Below are 16,920 nucleotides of genomic sequence, written 5' to 3' on the forward strand. Positions count from 1 at the left end.
GACCAGGGCTACGGCGGCGCGCAGCAGCCCGGGTACGACCAGTACGGCGGCCAGCAGCAGCCCGGATACGACCAGGGCTACGGCGGCGGCGCGCAACAGCCCGGCTATGACCAGTACGGCGGCCAGCAGCAGCCCGGATACGACCAGGGCTACGGCGGCGGCGCCCAGCAGCCCGGGTACGACCAGTACGGCGGCCAGCAGCAACAGCCCGGCTACGACCAGTACGGCGGCGGCCAGCAGCAGTACGGCCAGCCCGCCGCGGACCCGTACGCGCAGGGCGGCGGCTACGGCGGCCAGCCGGCGGCGGCCCGTCAGCTCACCGCGAGCCTCCAGCTGGACGACGGTTCGAACCGCTCGTACTCGCTGAAGCAGGGCGGGAACGTCGTGGGCCGCGGCCAGGACGCCGACTTCCGGCTCCCGGACACCGGTGTCTCGCGCCGTCATCTGGAGATCACCTGGGACGGCCAGAGCGCGACGCTCGCGGACATCGGTTCGACGAACGGCACGACCGTCAACGGCACCCCGGTGCAGACCTGGCAGCTGGCCGACGGCGACGTGATCCGCGTGGGCCACTCGTCTCTCGTGTTCCGTACGCAGGGCTGACCGGCGGCGTCCGGAGGGGGTATCGCAGAATTGCGGTGCGGGACCTGTGGTGGATCGGCACCTCGGGTCGTACGCGGAGAGCAAGGCCGTTCGGAGCCGACCATCCCGGACGGCACGGGCTCTCCGCGGCGTACAGGAGAAACGGGAGCGGACACAACAAGTGCCAGAGCTGGTCGTTCAACTCACCAGGGTGGGCTTTCTCGTGCTGCTCTGGCTCTTCGTGTTCGCCGCGTTGCGTGTCGTCCGTTCGGATCTGTACGCGGCCTCCGGGCTGCGAGTGGCCGTCCCGACGTTCGGTCGCAAGAAGAAGGAAAACAAGAAGCCGCGCGGCGGGAAGTCGCCGCAGCAGCTGCTCGTGACCCATGGTGCGCTGGCGGGAACCAGGATCGCCTTGGACGGCAGGCCGATCCTGATCGGCCGCGCCGACGACTCGACTCTGGTGCTGGACGACGACTACGCGTCGACCCGGCACGCCCGGATCGCCCTGCGCGGGGAGGATTGGTACGTGGAAGATCTGGGTTCGACGAACGGGACGTACCTCGACCGGGCTAAGGTCACGGCACCCCTCCGGGTCCCGCTCGGAGTCCCCATCCGGATCGGCAAAACGGTGATCGAGCTTCGCCCATGACTCTCGTCCTCCGCTACGCGGCACGCAGCGACCGGGGCCTGGTGCGTTCCAGCAACCAGGACTCCGTGTACGCAGGACCCCGCCTGCTCGCCCTCGCCGACGGCATGGGCGGTCACGCCGCGGGTGAGGTGGCCAGCAAGGTCGTCATCGCCTCCCTCGCGCCCCTCGACGACGACGATCCCAGCGACGATCTTCTCGCTCAGCTGCGTGAGGCCGTCCAGAACGGCAACGCCGCCATCGCCGAGCTCGTCCAGCAGGACCCGGACCTCGACGGGATGGGCACGACCCTGACCGCCGTGCTGTTCGCCGGTTCGCGGATGGGTGTCGTGCATGTCGGCGACTCGCGGGCGTATCTGATGCGCGGCGGTCAGTTCTCGCAGATCACGCGGGACGACAGCTTCGTCAACGAACTTCTCGAACAGGGCCGGATCACGCCGGAAGAGGCCGCGGTGCACCCGCAGCGGTCGCTGCTGCTGAAGGCGCTCACCGGCCACGAGGTCGAGCCGAGTCTCACCGTGCGCGAAGCCCGCGCCGGCGACCGGTACCTGATCTGCTCGGACGGCCTGTCCGGCATGGTCAGCGACGAGACGCTGTCCGAGGCGATCCAGATCCCGGATCCGCAGGCCTGCGCGGACCGGATGATCGAGCTGGCGCTCAAGGGCGGCGGCACGGACAACGTCACGGTGATCATCGCCGACGTCGTCGACGTCGACTTCGGTGAGGACGCGCCCATCGTGGGCGGCGCCGCCGGGGACGGCAGCGACGAGTTCCACCAGGGCGACTCCCCCGCCGCCCGCGCCCGTGCGCTGACCCAGCCCGCGCCGCAGCCGCGGCCCGAGGTCCAGCCCCAACAGGAGGACCCCAAGGTCAAGCGCCGGAGGCGATTTCGCTGGCTGGCGGGAGCGGTGGTCGTCCTGATCGTGCTGGCCGCGGCGGCGATCGCCACGCGGTATTTCGTGCTGAGCCAGTACTACGTCGGCGAGGGTCCCGGCGAGGAGGTCGTGATCTATCGCGGCGTCCCCGGCAGCATCCTCGGCATCGACCTGCACGCCTACGAGCAGGGCTCGTGCCCGCCGGGCGGGCTGTGCACCGACAAGCTGCTGGTGCCCGCACTGCAGGAGGACGCGCGGATCGCGGTGAAGAACGGCGTCAAGAAGGACAACCTCGACGACGCCCGCAAGTACATCGACGACTTCCTGCGCCCGCACAAGCAGCTGGCCGACTGCAAGCCGAACACGAGCTCGACTTCCACGCCGCCTTCCGCGTCGTCGCCGCCTCCGGTGTCGTCGTCGGCGGCAGTCCCTTCTACCCCCGCCTCGCCGAGTTCGGCGAACCAGCCTGCGGGGAGGGACTGCTCGACGCCGGCCACGGCAGCACCAGGGGGCGGTAACTGATGAGCACGCCGCTCGCCGATCCGGCTTCGGCCCAGTTCGCCACGAACCCTCCGCGCGAGCTGCCCAAGCGGCGCGGGACGGAACTCGTCCTCCTGGCGTTCGCGACGTTCATCGTCACCGTCGCGCTCGTGCTGGTGGAGGCGAACCAGGAGCAGGAGCTCACCAGCTCGATCATCTGGCTGGGGCTGTCGTACCTCGGCGTGCTGACCGCCGCGCATCTGGCCGTCCGCCGCTGGGCGCCGTACGCGGACCCGGTGATCCTGCCGTGCGTCGCGCTCCTGAACGGGCTCGGCCTGGTGATGATCCACCGGATCGACCTGGCGCTCGCGGAACGCGCGGTCCAGCAGGGCAAGGAGTACACGCCGGACGTCACCAAGCAGGTGCTGTTCACGGCGATCTCGCTGGTGCTGTTCGTGGTGGTGCTCGTGGTGATCAGCGATCACCGCACGCTGACCCGCTACGGCTACACCTGCGGCCTGGTCGGCATCGTGGCGCTCGCGCTGCCCGCGGTGCTGCCGTCGAGCCTGTCCGAGGTCAACGGCGCGAAGGTCTGGATCAAGCTGCCGTTCTTCTCGATCCAGCCGGGCGAGTTCGCGAAGATCCTGCTGATGATCTTCTTCGCCTCGTTCCTGGTGACGAAACGGGACCTGTTCATGGTCGCGGGCAAGAAGATCGTCGGCGTCGAGCTGCCGCGTGCCCGTGACCTCGGCCCGATCCTGATCGCGGCGGCCGCCTGCCTCGGCGTGCTGGTGTTCGAGAAGGATCTCGGGACGTCGCTGCTGTTCTTCGGTGTCACGCTGGTGATGCTGTACGTCGCGACCGAACGGGTCATCTGGGTGGTGCTGGGCGTCGGCTTCTTCGCCGCCGGCGCGATCATCGCCTACAACCTGTTCACGCACGTCCAGCAGCGCGTCCGCAACTGGATCGACCCGCTCGCCACCTACGACGACGCGGGCGGCGGCTACCAGGTCGCGCAGGGTCTGTTCGGGCTCGGCACCGGCGGGGTCGGCGGCACCGGCCTCGGCGCCGGGCGGCCGGACATGGTCCCCGAGGCCAAGACGGACTTCATCACCACCGCGATCGGCGAGGAACTGGGCTTCATCGGCCTCGCCGCGATGCTGATGCTGTACCTGATCCTGGCGATGCGCGGGATGCGCAGCGCCCTCGCGGTCCGCGACACGTTCGGCAAACTCCTCGGCGGCGGCCTGTCGTTCGCCCTGGTCATGCAGATCTTCGTCGTCGTCGGCGGCGTCACGAACCTGATCCCGAACACCGGGATCACCGCCCCGTTCCTCTCCCGCGGTGGTTCTTCACTGCTCGCGAACTACATCCTGGTGGCCCTCCTGCTCCGAATCTCCGACGCCGCCCGCAAACCCGCGGTGCGGCCGAAGCCGCAGCAGCCGCAGGCGCCGCTCGCCGAAGCGCACACGGTGATGGTCCAGCGGCCGTCCGTGAACGGTGAGGGGAGCGCTTCGTGAACACCCCGCTCCGCAAGGTCGGTGTCGCCATGCTCGTCATGGTGGTGCTCCTCCTGGCCAACGCCACCTACATCCAGGTGGTCAAGGCGGACGACTACCGCACGGATTCGCGCAACCTACGGGTGCTCTACGACGAGTTCTCGCGTCAGCGCGGGCTGATCGTGACGCCCGACGGCGCCGCGCTCGCGAAGGTCGACCCGTCGAACGACAAGTACAAGTTCATCCGGACCTACGCCGACGGCCCGATGTACGCGCCGGTCACCGGCTACTACTCGATCAACTACGGCTCGGGCGGCCTGGAGCGGTCCGAGGACGACGTGCTCAACGGTTCCGACCCGCGCCTGTTCGTGCGGCGCCTGTCGGACATGGTCACCGGCCGCGACCCGCGCGGCGGGAACGTGCGGCTGACGATCAACCCGGCCGTGCAGAAGGCCGCGTACGACCTGATGACGCAGAAGGGCTACACCGGCTCGGTGGTCGCGATCGAGCCGAAGACCGGGCGCATCCTGGCCATGGTCTCGACGCCGTCGTACGACCCGAACAAGCTCGCCTCGCACGTCGGCAAGGAGCAGATCGCGGCGTGGGGCCAGTGGCGCGACGATCCGAAGAAGCCGATGCTGAACCGCGCGATCTCGGAGACCTACCCACCGGGTTCGACGGCCAAGCTGCTGGTGACCGCGGCCGCGCTCGAGGACGGCAAGACGGCGGACATGCCGGTCAACACCGCGCCCAACGTCAAGCTCCCCGGCACGCAGACGACGCTGGAGAACTACGGCGGCGCGCCTTGCAAGGGCAGCACACTGAAGGAAGCGCTGCGGTATTCGTGCAACGTGCCGTTCGCCGAACTCGCGGGCCAGCTCGGCAAGGACAAGCTGAACGCGACGGCGAAGAACTTCGGTGTCGGCGAGGACCTGGCCGTGCCGATGCGGGTCGCCGCGTCCTCCCTCGGGCCCCTCGAATCGCAGGCGGCCCTGTTCCAGAGCGCCATCGGGCAGCGCGACGTGCGCCTGACCCCGATCCAGGACGCCCTGCTTTCGGCGACCATCGCCAACAACGGGATGGCGATGAAACCGCAGCTGGTGCAGTCGCTGCTGGCGCCGAACCTGTCGACCATCGAGGACTACACCCCGACCGAACTGACCGGCGACGCCGCGATGTCCAGCGCGAACGCCGCGATCCTGCGCGACATGATGCTGGCGTCGGAGGAGAACACGAAGGGCGCGGGCAAACGAGGCGACATCCAGATCGCCTCCAAGACCGGCACCGCCGAGCACGGCAACGACCCGAAGAACACCCCGCCGCACGCCTGGTACACCGGGTTCGCGCCGGCGATGGACCCGAAGATCGCCGTCTCGGTGATCGTCGAGTCCGGGGGTAACCGCGGGCTCGAAGCGACCGGTGGCACCGTGGCCGCGGAGATCGGCCGCGCCGCCGTCAACGCCATGCTCGGGGGTGGATAGCGGATGCTGTCCTCGGGTCAGCTGCTGGCCGAGCGGTACAAGCTGACGAACCGGATCGCCGTCGGCGGGATGGGCGAGGTCTGGCAGGCCAGTGACACGCGGCTGGACCGGACGGTCGCGGTCAAGATCCTCAAGGCGGAGCTGTCGGGCGACGCGGAGTTCCTGCACCGGTTCCGGACCGAGGCGCGGATGACCGCGTCGCTGAACCACCCCGGCATCGCCGCGGTGCACGACTACGGCGAGACGGTCGCGGACGAGCTGTCGATCGCGTATCTGGTGATGGAACTGGTCGAAGGCGATCCGCTGGCCGCGATCATCACCCGCGAAGGACGGCTGAACGCCGAGCGCACTTTGGACATTCTCGAACAGGCCGGTAACGCGCTGCAGGCCGCGCACGAAACGGGTCTCGTGCACCGAGACGTCAAACCGGGCAACATCATGGTCACCCCCGCCGGGCAGGTGAAGATCACCGACTTCGGTGTCGCGAAGGCCGCCGACGCCGCCCCGGTGACCAGGTCCGGCATGGTCATGGGCACCGCCCACTACATCGCCCCCGAGCAGGCGCTCGGGCACAACGCCGAACCGGCGAGCGACGTCTACTCGCTGGCCGTGTGCGGCTACGAATGCCTCACCGGGCACCGGCCGTTCCTTTCGGAGAACGCGGTGACGGTCGCGATGATGCACATCCGCGACCTCCCGCCGCCCCTGCCGCCGGACGTGCCGCCGGGTGCCCGCGCGGTGATCGAAGCGACCCTGATCAAGGATCCGAGACAGCGGTACAACAGCGGCGGCGAGTTCGCGGCCGCCGTCGCCGCGGTCCGCGCCGGTCTGCCCCTGCCGACGCCGTCCGGGCTGGTCAACGTGGCCTACTCGGCGGGTCAGCCCGTGCTGCAGCCCGGCCCGCATTCCCCGCCGAACCCGATGGCGGCGGTGGGACCGGCGTCGCATCCGGCGATGCACCCGGTCACCGGCCCGCCGCCGATGGCGGTCAACCGGCTGCCCGGCAGACGGCCACAATGGGGCTGGTGGGTGCTGCTCGCGGTGATCCTGATCGCAGTACTGGTGGCAGGAGCCTTCCTCATCGTGAGACTGGTCGGTTCGGGCAACGGACCGCAGTCGGGCGGCGTGGAGACGAGTGAACACGCACCGGCTCCGGGTAAGAAGTCCGAAGGTCCTCCGCCGACATCCGCGTACCCCGCGGTTCCGACGGAGGGCGGCACCGAGGAGCCGGCCGGACAGGCGAATCCAGGAATGATGAGCAGCAAACCTTGGACGGAATGGAACGGCACGCAGAGATGAGCACACCAAGACTGCTCAGCAACCGCTACGAGCTGGGCGAGACGCTCGGCTACGGAGGCATGTCCGAGGTCCACCACGGCCACGACGTGCGCCTGGGCCGGGAGGTGGCGATCAAGATCCTGCGTGCCGACCTGGCGCGGGATCCCCAGTTCCAAGAACGTTTCCGTCGCGAGGCACAGAACGCGGCGGCACTCAACCACCCGGCGATCGTCGCCGTCTACGACACCGGCGAGACGAACACCGAGTTCGGCCCGCTGCCCTACATCGTGATGGAGTACGTCGAAGGACGGACTCTGCGCGACATCGTGAAGACCGAAGGCCCGATGTCGCAGAAACGGGCCATGGAGGTCATGGCCGACGTCTGCGCGGCACTGGACTTCTCGCACCGGCACGGCATCGTGCACCGCGACGTCAAACCGGCGAACGTGATGATCACGAAGAACGGCGCCGTCAAGGTGATGGACTTCGGCATCGCGCGCGCCATGCACGACGGGCAGTCCGCGATGACGCAGACCGCCGCGGTGATCGGCACGGCGCAGTACCTCTCGCCGGAGCAGGCCCGCGGTGAGTCCGTCGACGCGCGTTCCGACGTCTACGCCGCCGGCTGTGTGCTGTACGAACTCATCACCGGCGAGCCGCCCTTCACCGGCGACTCGCCCGTGGCGGTGGCGTACCAGCACGTCCGGGAAGACCCGAACCCGCCGTCGTCGGTGAACCCGGCCGTGGCGCCCGAGCTCGACGCCGTCGTGCTCAAGGCGCTCGCCAAGGGCCCCGCGAACCGCTACCAGTCGTCGGCCGAAATGCGTTCGGACCTGGTCCGCACGCTGTCCGGTCAGCGTCCGGCCGCGCCGATGGTGATGTCGGAGGACGAGCGCACCCAGGTCATGGATTCCGACCGCCGGGCGCCGCAACGCTACGACCAGTACGAGGACGAAGAAGAGGACCCGGCCGCGAAGAAGAAGCGCCGGGCCTGGCTCATCGCCGGTCTCGTGGTCTCGCTGGCCGCCGTGGTGCTGCTGATCATGTGGCTGTCGAACGCCTTCAACAGCACCGGCGCGGAGAGCAAGGCGATCCCGAGCGTGCTCAACCAGAGCGAGGCCTCGGCGAAGGACACGCTCCGGGGCGCCGGGTTCAACTCGTTCGAGCCGACCAAGAAGGTGCCCTGCACCGGTGAAGCCGTCAACGGCATGCCCGCCTGCGACGAGAACGACATCGACAAGGTCATCGCGATCAACCCGAACGTGGGGCAGGTGACGCCGACCTCGGAGAAGATCACGCTGACCGTCGGCGCGAAGCCGGGCAAGGTCAAGACCCCGGACCTCAAGGGCAAGAGCGTCACCGAGGCCACGGCGGCGCTGACCGAAGCCGGTCTGAAGCTCGGTGCGACCACCGAGGAAGAGACCGAAGACACGAACCAGGCCGGCAAGGTCATCTCGCAGAACCCGGCTTCGCAGGCCGAGGTCGACCAGGGTTCGAAGGTCGACATCACGGTCGGCAAGTCCAAGGAACTGAAGACGGTCCCGAACTACAAGGGCAAGCCCCAGGCCGAGGCCGAAGCCGGATTGAAGGCGGCCGGTTTCACCCCGCAGGTCACCAACGTGGACTCCGACCAGCCCAAGGGCACGGTGATCGACCAGACCCCGAACGGCGGCAAGCTGCCCGTCGGCGGTGTGGTCAAGCTGTCGGTGTCGAACGGCAACCAGGAGACCTTCGACATGCCGAACCTGAAGGGCATGACCGAGGAGCAGGCGACGCGGCAGCTGCAGCAGCTGGGCTGGAACGGTCAGCTGGACACGCAGGCCGACAAGAACGGTGACCGGGATCAGGCGGGCAAGGTCAGCAAGACCAACCCGCAGGCCGGCGCGAAGGTCGCGAAGAACGCGCCGATCACGCTGTTCATCGTCGAAGGCGACGAGACGCCGACGTCGTCGAGCTCGCGGCTCTTCCCGCCTCCGTGATCGATCGCTGACGTGAAGAGGGCCCCGCACGGTTTTCGTGCGGGGCCCTCTTCACGTCGAGCGAGTCAAGTCGCTACGAAGCGCTACACTGGGGTCTATGGTCCGGCGGATCACTCAACGCGAACTGCGCAACGACACACCGAACATCATGCGCGCCGTCGAAGAAGGCGACAGCTTCGTTCTCACCCGCAACGGCACGCCTGTCGCGGACATCGTTCCGCACAGCCAGAAGCCGACCTTCGTTCCCTTCGGCGAGCTGCTCGAGCTCCTCGGTGACCTTCCGCCGGAAGATCCTGAGCGGTTCTTCGCGGATGTCGATCGCGCGGCGGACCCTGATCCGCATCGCGGCCCGGGAGAACCGGAGCAGTGACCGACGGGGTTCTGCTCGATACTTCGGCGGTCATCGCCCTTCCTCGTCCCGAGGAACTCGCGCTCGACGCACCTGCGGCCATCAGCTCGATCACTCTGGCCGAACTGGCGGCCGGGGTACACGGTGCTGCCCGCCCCCGCGACCGAGCCTCCCGGCTGGTCCGCCTCCAACGGGTGGAAGCGCGGATGGTCTGCCTCCCGTTCACGCCGGAGGCCGCTCGCATGTACGGCCAGCTGTACGCCATGGTGCTCGACGGCGGCAGGCAGCCACGGGGGCGGCGAATGGATCTCCTCATCGCGGCGGTCGCCGCCATCCATCGGATTCCTTTGGTCACCCGCAATGGCGCGGATTTCACCGACCTCGCACCGCTCGTCAAGGTGATCGCCCTGCCGGCTCTGTCGGCTACCGTTTAAGGCGTCAGACCGTCTAGAAGTCCTTGGTATGCCTGCTGAATCCGCCCGGCGCTCGTGTGCACCACAACCGCCTTCGGTCGCGTCGCGATGAGTGCCACCAGCCGGTCGTACATCGCCGCCAGCCGCTCGGGGCCGCCCAGCATCTCGTGAGCCTCGACGTGTTCGGGCTCGACGGCCGCGCGGGTACGCTCGGCGAACCGTCGGAGCACGTTGTCCTTCGTGTCGAGAAGGACGATCTCGTGGAACTCCGCGGCCGTGTCGCCGGCGAGCGTTTCGAGGCGTTCGAGGAGATCGGGGCGGCCGAGAAACTGCGGGACGATCACGTCGTGGCCCGCGAGCAGATGAGTGCGGGCGGCGCTCACGGCGAGGTCGCGGGCGAGCGTTCCGGCTCGCGCGGGGTGGTCGCGCCAGGCGCCGAGGAGGCCGCGGATCCGGTCGATGTCGAGATTCAACGTCAACGGGTGATCTTCGGCGTACCGCCGGGCGAGCGTCGATTTCCCGCAGGCGGGCGGGCCGTTGAGCACGATCAGCCGCGGCATCAGGCGTTGCGCCGGAGCAGATACGCGACGGCCGTGGTGCTCAGCAGCAAGGCGGCGATCGCCGCCACGACGGCCACCACGAACGGGCCGATCAGGGGTTGTTGCGAGGTCAAGGCCCGCAGCAGCGGGTTGGCCAGCGGCAGCCACTTGACCAGGAGTACGGCCGCGAGAGCGAAGATCGCCGCCAGCACGGACCAGCCGACGCGCGGGATCAGTAGCCGCGAACAGGGCAGGCCGATCGCGATCCCGAACAGCGCGCACAGCGCGTGCGCGGCGGCCCCGAGGGCGAGCGTGCCGATCGGGAAGCCGCCGGAACGGAGACCCGACCAGGCCAGCGTCACGACGATCAGCACCGCGGCGCAGCCGAAGACGGCCAGCGTGGCGCCGCCGAGCACCGATCGCCGTCGTCGTGCGTGGCTGAAGGTCACCAGTCGCTGGACCGGGTCTTCGACGTCGAGCATCGCGATGGTCAGCCAGCACGAGACCACCAGGAGCGAGCCCGCGCTGATCCCGTACTGCGGCAGCAGCGGCGACTTCGGATCCGTGTAGAGCACGGTGTTCACCGCGAGATAGGCGAGGATCGCGGGCAGGTAGCGCTGGGAATGGCCGAGCAGCGCGAGGTAGTAGCGGGTCATGGCGAGCACGGCGCCACCTCCCGCACCGAAAAGCCGCGGTTGAGCGCCCGCAGCAGGACCGCGTCGGCGTGCCCGGGTTCGACCGTCAGGGTGACTTTCCCGTCCTCGGCCACGACTTCGCTCACGCCGGGTTCCGAAGACCAGTCACCTTCGGGTCCGTGGAGGACGATCCTCGTCGCGTTTTCAGCTCTCGTTTCGACGCGGGTCAGGAGGCCGCCGTCGATCCGGTAGACGTCGTCGGCATGGGCGTGCACGACGGAGGCGCGGTGGTCGGTGAAGACCACGCTCGCGCCCCGTTCCTTGGTCTCGGCGACGAGCTCGCCGAGCACGGCGTGGGCTTCGACGTCGAGACCGGACCAGGGCTCGTCGAGGATCAGCAGGTCCGGCTCGGCGAGGACGGCCTGGGCGAGGCCGACCTTCTGGGCGTTGCCCTTCGACAGGGTCCGCAAGGGCGCGTCCGGGCCGCCGACCAGCGCCAACCGGTCCAGCAGCGGGTCGATTGCCGACAAGTCGACATGACCGTCGATGCGGGCCATATGCCGCAGGTACACCCTGGCGCTCATCCGCTGCCCCGCCGGGAAGCGGTCCGGCACGTAGCCGACGCGCGGGCCGCCCGCGACGGTTCCCGAGGTTTCACGGGTGAGCGCCGCGAGGATCCTGAGCAGCGTCGACTTCCCCGAGCCGTTCGAGCCGAGGACGCCGATCACGCGGCCCGCCGGGATGTCGAGGTCGACGTCGGCGAGCACGGGTTCGCCGCGGCCGTAGCGCTTACCGACTCCTTCGAGCCGGATCAGCGAGGTCACGCAGCAGCGGCCTTCTGCAGCGCGCGAGTCGCCTGTTCGAGTTCGTTGACCGTCGCGTCGGGGACCGGGTGCCCGGCGGAGGCCATCCAGTTCGCGAGCATCCGGTGGCCGCCCTGGGTGAGCACGGACTCGGGGTGGAACTGGACGCCTTCGAGCGGCAGCTCGCGGTGCCTCATCCCCATCACGACACCGGACTCGGTGCGGCCTGTGATCTCGAACACGGCGCCGTCGATGGTTTCCGGCAAAACGGTCAGCGAGTGGTACCGCGTCGCGGTGAATTCCGCGGGGAGCCCGGCGAGGACTCCTTCGCCCGAATGGTGGACTTGGCTGGTCTTGCCGTGCAGCAGTTCCGGGGCGCGGTCGACGGTGGCGCCGAAGACCACGCCGAGGGCCTGATGGCCGAGGCAGACGCCGAGCATCGGGATGCGCTTCTCGGCGCATTCGCGGACGACGTCCATGCTCTGACCAGCGCGTTCCGGGGTTCCGGGGCCGGGAGAGACGAGGACCGCGTCGAACTCGCCGAGCCTGTCGAGCTCCACCACGTCGTTACGCCAGACGGTGCAGTCGGCGCCGAGCTGGGCCAGATACTGGACCAGGTTGTAGACAAAACTGTCGTAGTTGTCGACGACGAGCACGCGCATGAAGCCAGCTTAGCGGCTCCCACCAGGTGGACCGTACGCCAGATCACAATGATTGTTAGGGCTGCCTAACTTACCGTGGTAGGAGTGAGCCGTTCTCTTCGTGTAGCCATCGTGGGTGCCGGTCCGGCCGGCATCTACGCCGCCGACATCCTCGACAAGTCCGACGCTGACGTGACGATCGACCTGTTCGAGCGCATGCCGGCGCCGTTCGGGCTGATCCGGTACGGCGTCGCGCCCGACCACCCCCGGATCAAGGGCATCGTCACCGCCCTGCACAAGGTCCTCGACAAGCCGAACATCCGGCTGCTGGGCAACGTCGACTACGGGACCGACCTGAAGCTCGACGACCTGCGCCAGTTCTACGACGCGGTGATCTTCTCGACCGGCGCCATGGCCGACCGCGCGCTCGACATCCCCGGGATCGACCTCGACGGCAGCTACGGCGCCGCGGACTTCGTCTCCTGGTACGACGGGCACCCGGACGTACCGCGCACCTGGCCGCTGAACGCGACCTCGGTCGCGGTGCTCGGCGTCGGGAACGTGGCGCTCGACGTGGCGCGGATCCTCGCGAAGACCGCGGACGAGCTGCTCAGCACCGACATCCCGGACAACGTCTACCAGGGCCTGAAGGCCAGCCCGGTCACCGATGTGCACGTGTTCGGCCGCCGCGGCCCGGCACAGGCGAAGTTCACCCCGCTCGAGCTGCGCGAGCTGGACCACTCGCCGAATGTCGAGGTCATCGTCTACCCCGAGGACATCGAGTTCGACGAGGGCAGCATCGCCGCGCTGCGGGCGTCGAAGCAGATCGACATGGTCGTGAAGACGCTGCAGGAGTGGGCGATCCGCGACCAGGGTGACCGGCCGAAGCGGCTGCACCTGCACTTCCTGCACTCGCCGTGCGAGGTCGTCGGCGAAAACGGCAAGGTGACCGGGCTGCGGACCGAGCGCACCGAACTGACCGGTGACGGCAACGTGCGCGGCACCGGCGAGTTCCACGACTGGGACGTTCAGGCCGTCTACCGCGCGGTCGGCTACCTGTCGTCGCATCTGCCGGAGATCCCGTTCGACCACACCACCGGGACCGTGCCGAACGCGGCGGGCCGGGTGCTGGACATCGACGAGGACCAGGTGCCGGGCGTCTACGTGACCGGCTGGATCAAACGCGGGCCGGTCGGCCTCATCGGCCACACCAAGGGCGACGCGGCCGAAACCATCGCGAGCCTGCTGGCCGACGCCGACAACCTCACGGCCCCGGCCGTCGAGGACCCGGACGCGATTCTCGGCTTCCTCACCGAACGCGGCGTTCCCTTCACCACCTGGGAAGGCTGGGGCAAGCTCGACGCCCACGAGAAATCCCTCGGCGTCCCGCACGGCCGGGAACGCGTCAAGGTCGTGGAACGCGACGAGATGACCCGCATCTCGCGCTCCTGAACCGTTCCGTGAAGGCCTCCTTGAGAAACTCTGGGTCCCTCAAGGAGGCCTTCACGGCGTTCCTAGGTAAGCGAGGACCGCGAGAACGCGGCGGTTCGTGTCGTCCGAGGCGACGATGCCGAGTTTCGCGAAGATGTTCGCGGTGTGCTTCCCCACCGCTCCCTCGCTGAAGTGCAGCCGCCCGGCGATGGCGGCGTTGGAACAGCCTTCGGCCATCAGCCCGAGCACCTCGCGTTCGCGCGGGGTCAGCGCGGAAAGCGGGTCGGAAGCGTTGCCCGCCACCAGTTTCGCGATCACCTCGGGGTCCATCGCGGTCCCACCACCCGCCACCCGCCGCACCGCGTCGACGAACTGGTCCGCGTTGAAGACCCGGTCCTTCAACAGATAGCCGATCGCGCCGGCCCCGTCGGCCAGCAGCTCCCGGGCGTAGAGCTGCTCGACATGTTGGGACAGAACGAGAATCGGCAAGCCCGGGATGTCACGCCGCACCGCGAGCGAGACCTGGAGCCCTTCGTCGGTGAGCGTCGGCGGCATGCGGACGTCGACGACCGAAACGTCCGGCCGGTGCGTGCGCAGCGCCCGCTCGAGTTCCGGCCCGGTGCCCACCGCCTCGACGACGTCGAAACCGTGCGCGGTCAGCAAATGCGTCAAACCGTCTCGGAGGAGGTACTGGTCCTCGGCGACGACGCATCGGGGTCGAGCTGGCACGGGATCTCCATGATCGCCTTCGTCGGCCCGCCGGGCGGGCTGGTCAGAGCAAAAGTACCGTCGAAGGTGCCCAGCCTGCGTTCGATCCCGCGAATCCCGCTCCCCCGGGCCGCGTTCGCGCCGCCCTTCCCGTCGTCGGTCACCTCGATCCGCAACAGACCGTCGTCGTAACCCAGGTCGATCGACACTCGCCGTGCCCCGCCGTGCTTCGCGGCGTTGCCCAGCAGCTCGCTGACCGCGAAGTACGCGCACGCCTCGGCGGGTTGTTCCAACCGAGGCAGCAGGCCGCTCACCGAAGCCCGCAGCGGACTGTCGAGCGCCATCGCGCGCACGGCGTCACCGAGGCCGCGCTCGGACAACACCGGCGGGTGAATCCCGCGCACCAGCAGCCGCAACTCCGTCAGCGTCTCGGACGACGTCCGGCGCAGCTCGGCGGCCAGCCGTTTCGCCGCGGCCGGATCGGTGTCGATCAGCGCTTCGACCGCGCCTAGCTTCATGCCCATCGCGACCAGCCGCGACTGGACCCCGTCGTGCAGGTCACGCTCGATACGCCGCAGCTCGGCGGCCTGCGCGACCGAAGCGTCCGTCCGCGTCTGCTTCAGCCGCTCGACGCGCTGCTCCAGCCGCGAAGCCTCTGTCGGTCCGAGAAGCAGCTTCGCGAAGCGCGCTCCCTGCCGGGCCAGCCACGGCGCTGCAGCCAGTCCGGCGACGAAAGCCACCGCGGCGACAGGAGTCAGCGCGAGCGCTTGCCCGAACGGCCGCCGGATCCAGAGCGCGACCACGCCCCAGAGACCGGAGAACACCAGCGCCGCCGTCGGCACCACCATCAGCAGCAGCACCACGGAGTTGACCACCGCGGCAGCCAGGTCGCGCCAGGTCGCCCGGTCGGATATCGCCCAGCGCAGCCGTGCCAGCCGCGCCGGCCACCACGGCGTGTCGTACAGCTGCCGTCCGTACTGGTACATCCCGTCCGCACGCGGCACCGGGAACGACGGCTCCGGCAGATACGGGCGATCGATCCGCACACCGGTCCAGTTCTTGGCCTCGCGGCGCAGGGTGTCGGTCACCGAACGACCGGCGACGACCATCGCCGGGAACAGCGGCGCCGGCCAGATCAGGGAGAGCAGCGTCGGGATCGCCATCCCCAGCTGCGCGACGGAAAGCGCGAACAGCCCCAGCTGGAACCCCAGTGCCTTCAACCTCCCCTTGACCCAGCCGTCCCGGTCGCGGGCCGGACGAGGTCCGAGCCACCAGCGCGTCCACTTCCCGTACCGCCGGAGGGCACGCGGCCCGGCGAGCAGAACCGCGGGCACGAGCAGCATGCCCGCGAGCGGATTCCACAGCTGCCAGCCGAGATCGCGGCCGGTCGCCGGGTCGTCGGAGATCCACTCGAACCGTTGGGTCCACTTGATGAACCACGACCGCTTGAACAGGCTGTTCCCCTCGCGGTACCAGCCGTCGCGCTCCCGTTCCGGCTCCGGCGGCGCCGGCCGGTACGGCGGCTCGACCTCGATCCCGCACCAGCGTCCGGCCAGCCGCCTGGTGAGCGCGGCGCGCGGACGCGTTCCTTCGAGCGCCAGCGTGTAGGCGAAGACCAGGCCGACACAGAGCAGGCAGAAACCCACCAGTTCGAGCAGCAGGTCCAGCCAGCTCACCAGCGCCAAGCCCGCGAGCACGAAGCCCCGGCGCACTGAGGTGAGGTAGGTGCGGATCATGCGACGAAGTCTTCCCCACCGCCCCGGCCCGGCGCAGTGACCGCAAGCCCCCGATCAGGGTGGGTCCAGCCCCACCCCAGGTGTGGGTTCAGCGCCATTCTGGTGAAGTCCCTTGCGCCATAACGTTTTTCGCATGCCACTCATCGAAGTCACCCACCTCCGCAAGACGTACGGGGAGCACGTAGCGGTCGACGACGTTTCGTTCCACGTGGAACAAGGCGAGATCTTCGGGATCCTCGGGACCAACGGCGCCGGCAAGACCACCACCGTCGAATGCCTCCAGGGACTGCGCACACCGGACTCCGGCACCATGTCGGTCCTCGGGCTCGACCCCGGCAAGGACCACACCGCCCTCCGGCAGCGCCTCGGCTCGCAGCTCCAGGAGAGCCGCCTGCCGGACAAGATCAAGGTCCACGAGGCGCTCGACCTCTACGCGTCCTTCTACGCGAACCCCGCCGACACCGGAGAGCTGCTCGCGAAGCTCGGTCTCACCGGGCAACGGAACCAGTACTTCGGCAAGCTTTCCGGCGGTCAGAAGCAGCGCGTCTCGATCGCGCTCGCGCTGGTCGGCCGCCCCGAGGTCGCCGTCCTCGACGAGCTGACCACCGGACTGGACCCGCACGCCCGGCGCGACACCTGGAAGCTCGTCGAGACCGTGCGCGAAACCGGCGTCACCGTCCTGCTCGTCACGCATTTCATGGACGAGGCCGAACGCCTCTGCGACCGCCTCGCGATCTTCGACGCCGGACGCGTGGTCGCCACCGGCACCCCCGGCGAACTCCGCGACCGCGCCGGTAAATCCACTTTGGACGATGCCTTCGTGACCCTGACCGGCCGCGACTGAT

Annotated in this window: 17 protein-coding genes; 11 read left to right on the forward strand and 6 right to left on the reverse strand. The window is 69.0% G+C overall.

The window, feature by feature from the left end:
• The 9 genes from ACIRGA_RS03980 to ACIRGA_RS04020 all read left to right on the forward strand — a co-directional run.
• A partial coding sequence (locus ACIRGA_RS03980; protein WP_400936305.1) for an FHA domain-containing protein occupies nucleotides 1–603 on the forward strand: 603 nt, incomplete at its 5' end.
• A 160-nt stretch (nucleotides 604–763) separates the two neighbouring features.
• The gene (locus ACIRGA_RS03985) at nucleotides 764–1,231 is read left to right on the forward strand and encodes an FHA domain-containing protein (RefSeq protein WP_007030429.1); all 468 of its coding nucleotides are present in this window, start codon (nucleotides 764–766) and stop codon (nucleotides 1,229–1,231) included.
• Nucleotides 1,228–2,625 (forward strand): PP2C family protein-serine/threonine phosphatase, encoded by a 1,398-nt coding sequence (locus ACIRGA_RS03990; protein WP_400936307.1) that lies wholly within the window; start codon nucleotides 1,228–1,230, stop codon nucleotides 2,623–2,625. Before ACIRGA_RS03985 ends, ACIRGA_RS03990 begins: the two co-directional genes overlap by 4 nt.
• Nucleotides 2,625–4,103 carry an FtsW/RodA/SpoVE family cell cycle protein gene (locus ACIRGA_RS03995; protein WP_400936308.1) on the forward strand — a complete coding sequence of 493 codons (1,479 nt, stop codon included), beginning with the start codon at nucleotides 2,625–2,627 and terminating at the stop codon, nucleotides 4,101–4,103. Before ACIRGA_RS03990 ends, ACIRGA_RS03995 begins: the two co-directional genes overlap by 1 nt.
• Nucleotides 4,100–5,563 (forward strand): peptidoglycan D,D-transpeptidase FtsI family protein, encoded by a 1,464-nt coding sequence (locus tag ACIRGA_RS04000; protein ID WP_400936310.1) that lies wholly within the window; start codon nucleotides 4,100–4,102, stop codon nucleotides 5,561–5,563. The genes ACIRGA_RS03995 and ACIRGA_RS04000 overlap by 4 nt, the downstream gene beginning before the upstream one ends.
• 3 nt (nucleotides 5,564–5,566) lie before the next feature.
• Complete coding sequence (locus tag ACIRGA_RS04005) at nucleotides 5,567–6,862, forward strand: protein kinase (RefSeq protein ID WP_400936312.1); 1,296 nt, start codon at nucleotides 5,567–5,569, stop codon at nucleotides 6,860–6,862.
• Nucleotides 6,859–8,820: a Stk1 family PASTA domain-containing Ser/Thr kinase gene (pknB, locus tag ACIRGA_RS04010; protein WP_400936314.1), complete on the forward strand. Its 1,962-nt coding sequence runs from the start codon at nucleotides 6,859–6,861 to the stop codon at nucleotides 8,818–8,820. Before ACIRGA_RS04005 ends, pknB begins: the two co-directional genes overlap by 4 nt.
• 97 nt (nucleotides 8,821–8,917) lie before the next feature.
• Nucleotides 8,918–9,190, forward strand: coding sequence for a type II toxin-antitoxin system Phd/YefM family antitoxin (locus tag ACIRGA_RS04015; protein ID WP_400936315.1), 273 nt, complete (start codon nucleotides 8,918–8,920; stop codon nucleotides 9,188–9,190).
• A complete protein-coding gene (locus tag ACIRGA_RS04020) occupies nucleotides 9,187–9,603 on the forward strand; it encodes a type II toxin-antitoxin system VapC family toxin (protein WP_400936316.1) in 417 nt (138 codons plus the stop codon). The genes ACIRGA_RS04015 and ACIRGA_RS04020 overlap by 4 nt, the downstream gene beginning before the upstream one ends.
• Here ACIRGA_RS04020 and ACIRGA_RS04025 read toward each other — a convergent pair.
• The 4 genes from ACIRGA_RS04025 to ACIRGA_RS04040 are packed head-to-tail and all read right to left on the reverse strand — an operon-like array spanning nucleotide 9,600 to nucleotide 12,221.
• The gene (locus tag ACIRGA_RS04025) at nucleotides 9,600–10,142 is read right to left on the reverse strand and encodes an AAA family ATPase (RefSeq protein WP_400936318.1); all 543 of its coding nucleotides are present in this window, start codon (nucleotides 10,140–10,142) and stop codon (nucleotides 9,600–9,602) included. The two genes, ACIRGA_RS04020 and ACIRGA_RS04025, sit on opposite strands and share 4 nt — an antisense overlap.
• Entirely contained in the window at nucleotides 10,142–10,786 is a 645-nt protein-coding gene (locus ACIRGA_RS04030) for a hypothetical protein (protein ID WP_400936320.1), read from the reverse strand. Before ACIRGA_RS04030 ends, ACIRGA_RS04025 begins: the two co-directional genes overlap by 1 nt.
• Nucleotides 10,774–11,580, reverse strand: a complete 807-nt coding sequence (locus tag ACIRGA_RS04035; RefSeq protein ID WP_400936322.1) for an ATP-binding cassette domain-containing protein — start codon at nucleotides 11,578–11,580, stop codon at nucleotides 10,774–10,776. Before ACIRGA_RS04035 ends, ACIRGA_RS04030 begins: the two co-directional genes overlap by 13 nt.
• A complete protein-coding gene (locus ACIRGA_RS04040; RefSeq protein ID WP_400936324.1) occupies nucleotides 11,577–12,221 on the reverse strand; it encodes an aminodeoxychorismate/anthranilate synthase component II in 645 nt (214 codons plus the stop codon). Before ACIRGA_RS04040 ends, ACIRGA_RS04035 begins: the two co-directional genes overlap by 4 nt.
• 111 nt (nucleotides 12,222–12,332) lie before the next feature.
• On the opposite strand from ACIRGA_RS04040, the gene ACIRGA_RS04045 reads away from it, so the two are divergent.
• Complete coding sequence (locus ACIRGA_RS04045) at nucleotides 12,333–13,652, forward strand: FAD-dependent oxidoreductase (protein WP_400936794.1); 1,320 nt, start codon at nucleotides 12,333–12,335, stop codon at nucleotides 13,650–13,652.
• 51 nt (nucleotides 13,653–13,703) lie between these two features.
• On the opposite strand, the gene ACIRGA_RS04050 is transcribed toward ACIRGA_RS04045, so the two are convergent.
• On the reverse strand, nucleotides 13,704–14,360 hold the full coding sequence (locus ACIRGA_RS04050; RefSeq protein ID WP_400936326.1) for a response regulator: 657 nt from the start codon (nucleotides 14,358–14,360) through the stop codon (nucleotides 13,704–13,706).
• Nucleotides 14,300–16,075, reverse strand: a complete 1,776-nt coding sequence (locus ACIRGA_RS04055; RefSeq protein ID WP_400936327.1) for a sensor histidine kinase — start codon at nucleotides 16,073–16,075, stop codon at nucleotides 14,300–14,302. The genes ACIRGA_RS04050 and ACIRGA_RS04055 overlap by 61 nt, the downstream gene beginning before the upstream one ends.
• A 133-nt stretch (nucleotides 16,076–16,208) precedes the next feature.
• Here ACIRGA_RS04055 and ACIRGA_RS04060 point away from each other — a divergent pair, with 133 nt between their 5' ends.
• Nucleotides 16,209–16,919, forward strand: coding sequence for an ABC transporter ATP-binding protein (locus ACIRGA_RS04060; protein WP_400936329.1), 711 nt, complete (start codon nucleotides 16,209–16,211; stop codon nucleotides 16,917–16,919).
• Nucleotide 16,920: the final 1 nt, after the last annotated feature.

The organism is Amycolatopsis sp. NPDC102389, assembly GCF_044765885.1.
GTDB lineage: Bacteria > Actinomycetota > Actinomycetes > Mycobacteriales > Pseudonocardiaceae > Amycolatopsis.

Bases quoted from the DNA above. Each gene is read 5' to 3' on its own strand.
- ACIRGA_RS03990 (WP_400936307.1), top strand. From the start codon at position 1,228: ATGACTCTCGTCCTCCGCTACGCGGCACGCAGCGACCGGGGCCTGGTG.
- ACIRGA_RS03995 (WP_400936308.1), top strand. From the start codon at position 2,625: ATGAGCACGCCGCTCGCCGATCCGGCTTCGGCCCAGTTCGCCACGAAC.
- ACIRGA_RS04005 (WP_400936312.1), top strand. From the start codon at position 5,567: ATGCTGTCCTCGGGTCAGCTGCTGGCCGAGCGGTACAAGCTGACGAAC.
- pknB (WP_400936314.1), top strand. From the start codon at position 6,859: ATGAGCACACCAAGACTGCTCAGCAACCGCTACGAGCTGGGCGAGACG.
- ACIRGA_RS04015 (WP_400936315.1), top strand. From the start codon at position 8,918: ATGGTCCGGCGGATCACTCAACGCGAACTGCGCAACGACACACCGAAC.
- ACIRGA_RS04025 (WP_400936318.1), bottom strand. From the start codon at position 10,142: ATGCCGCGGCTGATCGTGCTCAACGGCCCGCCCGCCTGCGGGAAATCG.
- ACIRGA_RS04040 (WP_400936324.1), bottom strand. From the start codon at position 12,221: ATGCGCGTGCTCGTCGTCGACAACTACGACAGTTTTGTCTACAACCTG.
- ACIRGA_RS04055 (WP_400936327.1), bottom strand. From the start codon at position 16,075: ATGATCCGCACCTACCTCACCTCAGTGCGCCGGGGCTTCGTGCTCGCG.
- ACIRGA_RS04060 (WP_400936329.1), top strand. From the start codon at position 16,209: ATGCCACTCATCGAAGTCACCCACCTCCGCAAGACGTACGGGGAGCAC.